The following is a 12,058-nucleotide window of genomic DNA, read 5'->3' as shown; positions in this document are numbered from 1 at the left end:
TAATTTATAGTATACTCACTATATATTTATTCAAAATTTAATGTTATTAGACTATTTATTTAACAATATACACAATACATAAAAAAGACCTTCCTTGTATTTAACAAAGAAGGTCTTTATATATAATTAGCAAGCTTTGCTAATTGTTTGTTTAGCTTTATTTTCTTTTTTATTTGACATAAAGTAAGTTAAGAATCCGTAGAACCCTGCTCCACCAACTATATTACCTAATGTAACAAATAACATACTATATAATGCATTTGCTACTGTAACATCATTTGCTACTGGTGAGAATAAACATACTAATAAAGTAGTCATATTAGCAATACAATGCTCGAATCCACTTGTTACGAAAGCAAATATCAATAGAAATACTATAGCTATCTTAGCCATTTCATCTTTTGTTTTGTACGCTGCTAGTACAGCTGCACAAACTAATATGTTAGCTAAAACACCTCTAGAAAATAATTGTAGAGCTGGTGCTGCAACTTTATAGGCACCACAGTATGCAAAATAATCCATTGTATGTCCACTAGATGCAAAACCAGTTCCTACAAATAAAAGTGATACAAGTATTGCTCCTAAAAAGTTACCAAAGTAACTATATCCCATTATTCTTATTCCATCTTTTACACTAGTAGTTTTTGCTAAACTTCCCATAGTCATTATCATTGTATTACTTGTAAATAGTTCATATCCTAGTATTATAATTGCGCTTAGTGCAAATGAGAATGACATTCCTGCAACTATTTTTGTTGCTGGTGAGTGTACAGCATGTAATTGCCCACCTATAGTGAATATTAATATACATCCAAGTCCTATAAACATTCCTGCAAATATTGATAGTACTAAGTACTTTAATTTACTCTCATTAAGCGTATTAATTTTATCTTCAGCTTTATGAGCTAATAATTGAATTGTTTCTTCATTCATTACCTACGTCTCCTATTCGTCATTTATTCCATTTTGTATCTTGTATACAGCATTTATTATCTTATCACATTTTATCACATAGATATACTTTTTTAAAATAAAAAATAAAATTTTAAACAGGAAAATTTTTCAATCGAACTGTAAGTTTCCTTATTATATAAAACTCTAAAAATATATATCACACAATTCTTGTTTTATATGATTGTCTGCACTTATTTGTTTGATATCATCTTCTTCATTCTCACTTTTTATTACTACGGGAATATTTATTATAAAACTTGTTCCTATATTTTTAATAGATTTAGCGCTTATATTTCCATTGTGACACTCTACAAAGGATTTAACGATAGATAGACCTATTCCACTACCTTCATTAGATCTGGTTAATGAATTATCCACCCTTACAAATCTATCAAATATTTTTTTTAAGTTCTCTTCACCAATCCCAATACCATCATCTTCTACTATAAGAATTAAATTATTTTCACATACATCTACCCTTACATCTACAAATCCTGCTTTTTTAGAATATTTAATACCATTAGACAATAGATTTAACACTATTCTTTCTATTTTATTTTTATCTACAGACATAATTATTTCTTCTTTTGTTGTATCAAAAGTTATGTCTATATTTCTAGCCTCAGCATATGGAACAACTGACAATACTGTATCTTCTATTAGTTCCACTATATTTACACTTTGCATATTTAAATTAATCTCTTTTGAATCAATTTTTTCTAGATCTATTATATTGTTAACTAGTTTTAAAAGCCTTTGACAATTATCTTCCACTAAAACAATATTTTTCTCACTTATAAAATACTTTTCATCATACTCTCTCATATGTTTAGTTAATTGCATTACAGAGTTTATCACTGTTATAGGTGTTTTTAGTTCATGATTCATATTAATTATAAAATGATTTTTTAACTTATTTACTTCTTCAATCTCTTTCATAGCCTTTTTAAGAATATCTTCATGCTTTTTCTTATATGACACATATCTTATAAGGGTTATTATAACTATTATCAATGCTATAACGAATAATATTATAAATATAAATACACCCTTGTATAAAGTTATAAAATCCTTTGGAGAATTAATTATATTTGCACTTAATACTTTTCCACCTATACTACCATTTCCTTTTCTTTCTTCTAAACCCTTTTCTATGCCCAATATTCTTTTTTCAAAATCAGAAGTACAGGAGCCATAAGTAGTTATAAATAATACATCTTTTTTTTCACCTGCATAAATCCTACATGGAAATAAATTCATTCCTATTAATAGGATAATTATAACTACTACTATTTTTTTTAAATATTCTCCCACACTTTACCTCCTAATTTAAACTGATTTTTTTAATTATACTAAATTATCAAATACTTTTATAGTATTTAATATAATTAAATTTTAATTTATGTATTAATTTATTTTATATTTTTGCAATCAGCATTTAGTTTTTGGAGCTAAAAAAGAGTTGTATTTAAGATGAAAGTTTGCTTCATCTAAAATACAACTCCTTAATTAATATTATTCACTTATGAATTTTGCTTCTATTAATAATGCTCTAGATTTTTCAACATTAGCAGGGCTTACAAGTACTATTGGTCCAGTACAACCCATTCCACTTTCAGCATATATTTTATTTTTCCATAAAACTTCCACTGCATCTTCTAAATCCATTACATCTACTCCAGAGATTTGTTCTGTTACAACTTCTTTTTCAGGTGCTTCCACCTTTTCTTCAGTTGCTGCAGATGCTTGAGGTTTTGATTTTTTTAGTCCTTGTAAAACTTCACTAAATCCAGCTTTTTCAACTTTTGCAAATTCTTCTTTTGATATATTGTGAACATCATTATTTACAAGTTCAGCTGCAAACTTGATTGCACCTTCTATAACCGGTGCTCCTGATGCTCTTGATATGATCATTATTAATTTATTGAAATTTTTGCCTATTCCTGGTCCATATCCATATCCTACTGATTCATATTTTCCACCTGAGTTATAAGCAGAGAACATTTTTATTAATAAGTTTCCAGTTAATGAATCTGTAACCATTACGTCAGCTGACGCTGTCATTAAGTCGTTACCTCTCATAACTACTCCACCGTCTGCTCTATCAGACTGTGCAAAGTTTATATCATAACCTTTTTCTTTTAATGTTTTAAGAGCTATTTCCACTTGTCTAGCACCATCCACATTAGCTATTCCAACTGTTGGATTTTTTATTCCACAAGCCTTAGCCGTTATTATTCCGTAGATAGCATTTTTAACCATTCCTTCTACTCTATCAGCAGAAGAAGTTCCTGTAGTAGTTGCTATGAACATTTCTCTTCCTTTTTCAGGAGTTATTACTCTACCTACTGTAGATACTCCTATTGGGAATGGATAGTGCATAGTTACTGCCCCATCAACTTTCTTACTATCTAAAAGATTTTCCATTAATTCGTGTGCTTCTTTTTCACAGTCAGTTTTAACATGTTTTAAACCATCAGCACTTTCACTACCTATAGTTGTAACAGAAATGTTTGATTTAATAGCTTTTAAAGCTCCTTCTATAACATTTTTTTCACCATGTTCGCTTCCTATAGTAGTTATTGCTATTTTAGGTATTTTTACATCTACTGCTTCATCTTCTTCTAAGTCTTGGAATTTCTTAGATTGGTTCTCTTCTATTACAAATGAAATACCATCAAATAGATTTGTCATTCTTCCAAGGAATAAACTTCCTTTACCAACTATCATGGCATTTTTAATAGTACCAGCCATTATATCTTCTCTAGCAAATCCTAGATAAGGTACTCCTGATGGTATATGTCCTTGAGTTGGAGCCCAACCTACCATACCATGTTCTTCTATAAATGAAGGTAATTCTTTTCTATCTAAGTTGCCCATTTTAACAGCTAGGGCACCTATCATTTTGTAGTTAGCGTTAGGTACGTCTCCAGCTCCTGCTGGCTTAGTTATATCTGGGTTTTGCATTTCTGCAGAATATTTTTGTATATCAGTTATTTTCATTCCAGCTTTTTCAAGTGGCTCACTAACTAAAGAACTAATTACTGCTTGAGGAGAAGAACCAGTTCCAACAGTGTGGCGTCCCACAATATCATTTCTTATTTCTGGGCTTTCGCCGTCGTTTTCGCTTACTAATACTGCAAATCCAGCAACCATATCTTCAAGTATTGGCATACCTTTTTTAACATGGTCCTTTCCGTTCATACCAAGTTTTGCAGTAGAACCACCAGCACAAACTATTACGTTTTTAAATGTACCACTTTTTACAAGAGCAGCAGCATGAACCATAGCATGAGCAGGTCCTGCACAGAACCCTCTAACGTCTGATCCTGTAGCATTGTTAAGTCCTGCTATTTCTGCAGCAGCTTTGGCAAAGTTTCCTCCACCTCTTTGATTCATATCACCACATGCTTCTTCACAACAATCTATAACATAATCTATATCATCTTTATTTATATTATTTTTATCAAGCATGTTCATTATAGAGAAAGCACAAGAAGCTTTTGAAACTAAGTTCTCTAATAATACGTGAGCAGATAAGTTTGTATCTACATCATGTGCATTTTTTACACAACCGACAACTTTTCCATTATTGTATAAAGGTTCTGCATGTTCTTCTTCTATAAATTTCATTATCGTATCTAACTCTTCACCTTCTTTAATTTGTCCAACTAAATCAGATGAAATTAGCTTGTTCTCGCTTAATAAATTCTTACTTAAAGATGCAAAGTTTTTTTCTAATTTAACTAAATCAAATACATCACATATTTGCATTAATCCTAAAAATTCTTCTTGTGGCATTATTTCTCCAAACTTACCATATTTACTAGCATCTGGAGTCTCTTTATCATGCCAAGTCATTTCATATTTCGATAATTCATCTGGAGTTATATTTCCTATATATGCTTGATTTGGTGGGTATTTTACCACTTCATCATAAGTTCTTAAGTGATTTTTTAATACTTTTAAATACTCAGAGTCTGGATTAACTACTCTTTCAGTAGTTTGAGTAGTCCCGTTATGAATTACCATATCAGGAGTATGAGCAAGTATGTATCCTGCTGCTTTTAATACACTATTCATATTGTTCCCCCTATTTTGAAATTAGCTAATCGATAAAAGTTTAAAATACTCTTTATCGATTAGCTAAATTATTTTAATATTTGTAGATTTTCTTAATATTTACAGAATTGTTCTCTTATAGATGACATTTCATTTACTATATCATCAACATCTAGAACCATTTCCATCATTCCTATTTGTTCATCATAAACACCTGCATCAAATTCTTCTTTTACTTGTGGCTCACAAGCATGGTATACTTGAAGTCCTAACTGGACTCCTGTCAATGGACCTGCGTAAGTTGGGTCTCCTGCAGTTACAGTTTCTGCAGCAAGTCCTGCAGCTTCACCTTCTGCAGCACCTAACATAACAACTACGTTTTCAGCACCAAATTCTTCAGCAAATTCTTTTACTCTTTTTTGGTTTTCTAGGTCCATTGCTCCAGCAGCAGTTCAGACAAAGCATTCAGTTGAAGAGAAAACAACCTCTCCACCAGCTGTCTTAACACATTCTTCTATTGCTGGACCAGGAATACCATCTCTGTCACCGATTATGATGACTTTCTTATTTTCTAATATACTCATTAGAAATACCTCCTGTCCTTATTTTTTTATTTTCAATGGGCTTATAATTAGCCCTTTAAAACAATTTTTTACTATAGATATTTTTTGATCATTACTTCGATGTTTTCTTCAGTTGCATCATCTTTAACGACCTCTTCAACTTTAGCTCCATCTTTATATATGGCAATAACTGGTAAACCTAATATTTTTTCACTTATAGCAAGTCTTCTTGCTTTAGTTGTATTTAATTTAGTGAATTTTATTTGCTCTCCATATTTTTCGCTTAGGGCCTCAACTGTAGGCATTAAAGCTGCACATGGCTCACATCCATCACCAAAGAAATCTACTAATACATATCCTTCACTTTCAAGGACTTCTGTTTTAAAAGTATTTTTATCTACTACTAACATTTTTTTACCTCCTCACTAGTCTAAAGATTCTATATATTTTTCAGCTTGAACAGCTGCTATAGCACCATCTGCTGCTGCAGTTACCACTTGTCTTAGAGACTTAACTCTAACATCTCCTGCAGCAAATACTCCGTCTATATTAGTCTTCATATTTTCATCAGTTACTATATAACCTTTTTCCATAGTTAATATATCTTTAAACATATCTGTTTTTGGAACATATCCAACAAATCCGAATAGTCCAAATGTCATATCTTCTTCGTCAGCTTCTATAGTTGTTAATTCACCCGTTTTTACATTTTCAACAACCATAGTACTTAATATTCCATCTCCTGATACTTCTTTAACTACTGTATCCCACATGAACTTCATCTTTGGATTTTTAAATGCTTTATCTTGTATAGATTTAGCAGCTCTAAGTTCATCTCTTCTGTGTATTAATGTTACACTTCTTCCAAACTTAGTTAAAAACATTGCTTCTTCAACCGCTGTGTCTCCACCACCAACTACATATATATCAAAATCTTCGAAGAAAGATCCGTCACATGTAGCACAGTATGATACACCTTTACCTATATATTCTCTTTCATTTGCACAACCTATTGGTCTTGATGAAGCACCTGTAGCTATTATTACAGTTTTAGCTTTATAAGTACCTTTTTTACCTTTTAGCTCTTTTATAGAACCTTCTAAATTAACTGATTCTATATCATCAATAGCAAATTCAGCACCAAAGTGTAATACTTGCTTATGCATTCTTTCAATTAATGATGGTCCTGATTCACCTTCTACGCATCCTGGATAATTTTCTACTTCAGAAGTTAGGGCTATTTGACCACCTTCTTTTTTCTTTTCTAATACTAAAGTACTTAGTCTTGCTCTTCCTGCATATAATGCAGCTGAAAGTCCTGCAGGACCTCCTCCTATGACTATAACATCATATATTTTACTCATTATATTCCCTCCAAAAGGCTAGTAAATATATCTTAATTCTTATTCAAATACAGTTTGGTCTTCAACTTCAGTTTGTAAAGCCTTTAATGCTTTTGTAACTAACTCTCTTCTTATTTTCTTTTCTTCCTCTAATGATAATGCTGGGTTTCCAAGAGGATGAGGTATAGCTATAGTTGGTACTATTCTGTTAGCTCCAACTGTCAAAGAAATAGGAACTACTGTACACATGTGTACTACTGGTATTCCAGCTCTTTCTATTTCTTTGACCATCGTTGCACCGCAACGAGTACAAGTACCTCACGTAGAAGTTAAGATTACAGCATTAACACCATCTGCAACTAGTTCTTTAGCTATTTCAGCAGCATACTTCTTAGCATTTGCAACTGCAGTTCCGTTACCAACAGTTGTGTAGAAGTATTGATGTAAACTTCCTATTACACCTTGCTCTTCAAATTCTCTAAGCACATCTACTGGTAAAACTCTATCTGGCTCTTCATTTGCATAAACTGGATCATATCCACCATGAGCAGTTTCATGATCAGCACTGCTTAAATGCTTGAATGAACCTATATCATATTTTCCATATTTAGAAGCACTTGAAGATTCTATATGATCTGGATTTCCTTTTGGAACTATACCTCCAGAAGTAACTAAAGCTATTTTAGCGCTACTTAAATCAACAACAGCCTTATTTGGCTCTACTCTATCGAAATCAGGCATTGGATATTCAGTAGTAAATTCTTCACCTTTTAACTTCTTGATTAACATATCTACAGCTCTCTTAGATCCTCTGTCACTATCAAAGAAGTTCTTTCTTACACCATTTGGCATATATCCTTCTTCTTTTGATGCTCCTATAGGTTCCTTTTTACCTAATTTAAGTGCAAGAGGTGCCATAACTTTAACAGCGTCTCTCATACCTACTGCAGAGTTTCTAGTTGATACCATGTAAACTTTTTGTTTGAACATGTCAGCACCTGGGTTTTCTATATACATACCTGTTAAAGATGGTATTCCTAACTCATCTTGTACAGCTGTAGCTATAGTACCACAAGCAACACCGTATCTACCTGCATTAAATGCTGGTCCAGCTATAAACACATCTGGGTTATATTGTTTAACCATTTCTAAAACTTCTTTTTTAGCTTCTTCTAAGTTTTCATTGAAATAAGAGTCTCCACATATTACTGTAGCTACTATTTCAGCTTCTCCTTTAAATGCTGCATTAAAAGCAGCACCTGGCCCTACTACACCTTCTCTTACTTCAGGCTTTACATGAGCCATTTCTTCTCCACCTATTTGTGCGAAAAATTGATTTATATATTGAACAACTTTTATCATCTTCAAACCCCCCTCTCACTATCTTGCACTTAATTTATTAAATCCAAGTTCATTAGTAGCTCCAGTTATTACTTGAAGCTCTGCAACTATTGATCCATCTGGTTGTAAACTTCCATCAAATCCACCAGCTATAATATCTGCAACTTCAGCATATCCTATTACTTTATCCATTGGAGGAAGAGTAACAACCTCATTTGCATTACCTCCAGTAACAACTGCATTCGCTAAAGGATCAGCATCAGCTAATGATTGAGATTTTCCATCTCTACCAGCATATTCATCAGTAACTATAACTGTTTTTATTCCTTTTTCTTCTATCTTCTTACAGTTCATTATTAAGTCTGTGTCTGGGTTACCAAATCCTTCTTGAGTTATAACTACACCATCAACTCCTAAGAACTCTGCTAATTTGGCACTCCAGTTAGAAGATCTCTCTTTATCAGCAAGATAAACGTTTTCATTAGTAAGGATTACCCCTACAAAGTTTAACTCTTTACCATGCTTTTCAAATAAATCATGTATAACTGGGTTATTTAAGTGATGATAAGTTGTGTTTTTATCACATGCAGAAACACAGTTACCACTTACTACTGCACCATCCATTATTTCTGTTGGATTTATTAAAGTAGATATGGTTTTCTTAGCATCTACTCCATAAACATAAGTGTCATGTAATAATCCTTGAGTTTGAAGCATATACACATAAGCTACTCTTGGTAGTTCTGGATATTTTTTGTATCCTTCTATTATTGAATCTGTTTCATAAACTTCTACTTCGTCTGGAGTTATATCTTTAGCTAATTCTCCTAAGTATATAGCTGCTTTATATCCAGCGTATCTTACAGCTTCTTCGTGATTATGTTGTTTTAAACCGTCTACTGGTTCACAAACTACTACTAAGTTGTTTAATCCTGAGAAAGGTGTGTATTTAGCCCCTTCTCCACTCATATCTATTATTCCTTCTTGGAAACCTACTATTTTTCCTGTTGTTACTACAGCAGAACCTTTAAGTACATTAGTTTTTCCTGAGCCCACTGTTGTAACCTTATTTATCATACCTGGGAATATTCCTCCTGGCCCTTCAACTTTAACCCTTGGCTCTATAACATCTTTAACTGGCATAATACGAATACTATCACCTGGTTTTGCTATTTCTAAATCTACTGACTTAATATTCTCGTCTTCCATTAATAAGTCAATCAACTCTTGCTTATTAACATAAATAACTCCATCTTCTACTTTTGAAACATCAGAAAAACATATGTCTTTAATTTTTACATATCCTAATTCTAATTTCAAAAAAATCACCTCCAAAAAGTTTATTTACTTAAACTAGGTATTTATTTAAAAGCACCATAAGCGCTATTAAAACATATTACTTTTTATGGAATAATAAATTCTGCTAAATATACTATATTTACTTTGAAGTATACAAGCTTTTTACTTAAGGGCATTTTCAATTATTGATAAATCTACAATTTTAAAATCATCAATTATTCTATCTGTTAATTCAACAGTATAGTCTTTATCTTTTTTAAATTTGTCATATGTTAAAATTGCATTTTCAATAATTGTTAAAGATTTGTAATCTAGGGATTTTTTATAATCAGATATTAGGACTGATTTATATGGAGTTTCATTTGGTTTTATGCTACTAGATAGAGGATGAGTTAAAAGTATATAGCCTTCATGTACTCTATCCCTTACATAAAGTAAGATTTCTCTAAAGGAACATTCCTTATAATAAACCTTATAATCACTTTTATACATTTCATATACTTTGCTGTTGTTAGTTATTATCATTTTATATATCCCCCAGAATTTTTCTAATTTTTTGCAATAAAATAGCAGAAAGCCCCCTAGCTTTCTGCTCTGTATTTAACCTGAGAGTTTCCTCTATTTGAATAGAGTTGCCCCTTCGGTGCATATATATCGATAAAACTTGACGATGTCATGCTTTCCAGAGTTAAGTCGTACTACGGTCCTTTTGCCTGAGAGCATCCCCAATATTCGCTTTATATTGGCTTATTCCTTCGGCGCTTTTTACAAGTCTCTCCCGTAATAGTCATCCTTAATATATAATAGTTGTTTTATTACTCTATATTTCAGCTTGATTTCTACTTGCTTTATAATTTTTTTCTATCTTAGTTAGATTATAATTAATTTTATCTATAATAAGCAACACCTTTTTCTATATTTTTCCATGTTTTTTATTTTTTTCATATTTATTAATTTATTTATTCACAAACTTTCCTATACATTAAATATGGATAATTATACTATTTCTGGACCGGGAATATCATTTCTGTTACCAATTATGATAACTTTCTTGCTCTCTAATATACTCATTAGATATCCCCTCTACTCTATACTTTATTTCTATATGTTTACATTAAGTAAGATATGTGATAAAAATATTTTTTATATTCTCACTTAATGTAAACATTGTTTTAAATTCTACTCAAATACAGTTTGATCTTCTATTTCAGTTTGTAGTGCTTTAAAAGCCTTTGCTATAAGATTTCTTCTTATTTTCTTTTCTTCTTCTAATGTTAATGCTGGATTTCCAAGTGGATGAGGAATTGCTATTGCAGGAACTATTCTATTAGCTCCAACTGTTAAAGAAATTGGTACTACTGTACAAATGTGTACTACTGGTATTCCAGCTCTTTCTATTTCCTTTACCATCGTTGCACCGCAACGAGTACAAGTACCTCACGTACTAGTTAGAATTACAGCATCAACACCATCATCTTTTAACTCTTGAGCATATTTTGAAGCAAATCCTTTTGCATTGGCAACTGAAGTTCCATTACCTACTGTTGCATAATAATATCTATGAAATTCTCCTATTACACCTTGCTTCTCAAATTCTCTCATTACATCAACTGGTAAAACTCTGTTTGGGTCTGCATTTGCATAAACTGGGTCATACCCACCATGAGCAGTTTGGTGATCTTCGCAACTTAATTGTTTAAATCCTTCTAAATCATATTTACCGTATTTAGATGCACTTGAAGATTCTATATGATCTGGGTTTCCTTTTGGAACTATACCACCAGAAGTAACTAAAGCTATTTTAGCCTTTGATAAATCCTTAACAGCAGGATTTGGTTTTACTCTATCAAAATCAGGCATTGGATATTCAGTTGTAAATTCTTCACCTTTTAATTTCTTAATTAACATATCTACTGCTCTCTTAGATCCTCTTTCTTTATCAAAAAAGTTCTTTCTTATACCATTTGGCATATATCCATCTTCAATAGATGCACCTATTTTTTCACCCTTTGCAAGTTTGAGAGCAAGAGGAGCCATAACTTTAACAGCATCTCTCATTCCTACTGCAGAGTTTTTAGTAGGTACCATATAAACTTTATCCTTGAACATATCTGCACCTGGATTTTCTACATACATACCTGTTAATGAAGGTATATCTAAATCTTCTTTAACTGCTGTAGCTATAGTTCCGCAAGCAACACCATATCTTCCTGCATTAAATGCTGGACCTGCTATAAATACATCTGGATTATATTGTTTTACCATATCTAAAACAACTTTTTTAGCCTCTTCTATATTTTCATTGAAATAAGAGTCACCACATATAACTGTAGCTACTATTTCAGCCTCTCCTTTAAAGGCAGCATTAAAAGCAGCCCCTGGCCCAACTATGCCTTCTCTCACTTCAGGTTTAACATGAGCCATTTCTTCCCCACCTATTTGTGCGAAAAATTGATTTATATATTGAACAACTTTTATCATCTTCAAACCCCCTTT

Annotated in this window: 10 protein-coding genes and 1 riboswitch; all 10 genes read right to left on the bottom strand. The window is 31.9% G+C overall.

The features are described from left to right. Positions 1-126: 126 nt before the first annotated feature. Positions 127-933 carry a formate/nitrite transporter family protein gene (locus TVTCOM_RS03875; RefSeq protein ID WP_434798538.1) on the bottom strand — a complete coding sequence of 269 codons (807 nt, stop codon included), beginning with the start codon at positions 931-933 and terminating at the stop codon, positions 127-129. Positions 934-1,098: 165 nt separating this feature from the next. Continuing rightward, positions 1,099-2,268 (bottom strand): sensor histidine kinase, encoded by a 1,170-nt coding sequence (locus TVTCOM_RS03870; RefSeq protein ID WP_434798537.1) that lies wholly within the window; start codon positions 2,266-2,268, stop codon positions 1,099-1,101. A gap of 201 nt (positions 2,269-2,469) precedes the next feature. Further along, positions 2,470-5,037 carry a glycine/sarcosine/betaine reductase complex component C subunit beta gene (gene grdC, locus TVTCOM_RS03865; protein ID WP_434798536.1) on the bottom strand — a complete coding sequence of 856 codons (2,568 nt, stop codon included), beginning with the start codon at positions 5,035-5,037 and terminating at the stop codon, positions 2,470-2,472. A 92-nt stretch (positions 5,038-5,129) separates the two neighbouring features. Beyond that, the gene (gene grdA, locus TVTCOM_RS03860) at positions 5,130-5,600 is read right to left on the bottom strand and encodes a glycine/sarcosine/betaine reductase complex selenoprotein A (protein WP_434798535.1); all 471 of its coding nucleotides are present in this window, start codon (positions 5,598-5,600) and stop codon (positions 5,130-5,132) included. A gap of 71 nt (positions 5,601-5,671) precedes the next feature. After that, complete coding sequence (trxA, locus tag TVTCOM_RS03855; RefSeq protein ID WP_434798534.1) at positions 5,672-5,989, bottom strand: thioredoxin TrxA; 318 nt, start codon at positions 5,987-5,989, stop codon at positions 5,672-5,674. 15 nt (positions 5,990-6,004) lie between these two features. Further along, positions 6,005-6,943, bottom strand: a complete 939-nt coding sequence (trxB, locus tag TVTCOM_RS03850) for a thioredoxin-disulfide reductase (RefSeq protein ID WP_434798533.1) — start codon at positions 6,941-6,943, stop codon at positions 6,005-6,007. Between the two features lie 39 nt (positions 6,944-6,982). After that, entirely contained in the window at positions 6,983-8,290 is a 1,308-nt protein-coding gene (gene grdB, locus TVTCOM_RS03845; protein ID WP_434798532.1) for a glycine reductase complex selenoprotein B, read from the bottom strand. Between the two features lie 12 nt (positions 8,291-8,302). Continuing rightward, complete coding sequence (locus TVTCOM_RS03840; RefSeq protein ID WP_434798531.1) at positions 8,303-9,583, bottom strand: glycine/sarcosine/betaine reductase component B subunit; 1,281 nt, start codon at positions 9,581-9,583, stop codon at positions 8,303-8,305. Positions 9,584-9,724: 141 nt separating this feature from the next. Then, a complete protein-coding gene (locus TVTCOM_RS03835; protein WP_434798530.1) occupies positions 9,725-10,087 on the bottom strand; it encodes a GrdX family protein in 363 nt (120 codons plus the stop codon). A gap of 166 nt (positions 10,088-10,253) precedes the next feature. Beyond that, positions 10,254-10,353, bottom strand: a riboswitch (glycine riboswitch). Positions 10,354-10,741: 388 nt separating this feature from the next. Beyond that, complete coding sequence (gene grdB, locus TVTCOM_RS03830; RefSeq protein ID WP_434798529.1) at positions 10,742-12,049, bottom strand: glycine reductase complex selenoprotein B; 1,308 nt, start codon at positions 12,047-12,049, stop codon at positions 10,742-10,744. Between the last annotated feature and the right edge of the window lie 9 nt (positions 12,050-12,058).

Origin of the sequence: Terrisporobacter vanillatitrophus, assembly GCF_051148895.1 — a bacterium.
GTDB lineage: Bacteria > Bacillota > Clostridia > Peptostreptococcales > Peptostreptococcaceae > Terrisporobacter > Terrisporobacter vanillatitrophus.
The sequence above is the reverse complement of the archived record's forward strand: the minus strand, read 5'-3'. Positions and strand labels throughout refer to the sequence as shown.

Coding starts and splice junctions, on each gene's coding strand:
- TVTCOM_RS03875 (WP_434798538.1), bottom strand. CDS start 933: ATGAATGAAGAAACAATTCAATTATTAGCTCATAAAGCTGAAGATAAA.
- grdC (WP_434798536.1), bottom strand. CDS start 5,037: ATGAATAGTGTATTAAAAGCAGCAGGATACATACTTGCTCATACTCCT.
- trxA (WP_434798534.1), bottom strand. CDS start 5,989: ATGTTAGTAGTAGATAAAAATACTTTTAAAACAGAAGTCCTTGAAAGT.
- trxB (WP_434798533.1), bottom strand. CDS start 6,943: ATGAGTAAAATATATGATGTTATAGTCATAGGAGGAGGTCCTGCAGGA.
- TVTCOM_RS03835 (WP_434798530.1), bottom strand. CDS start 10,087: ATGATAATAACTAACAACAGCAAAGTATATGAAATGTATAAAAGTGAT.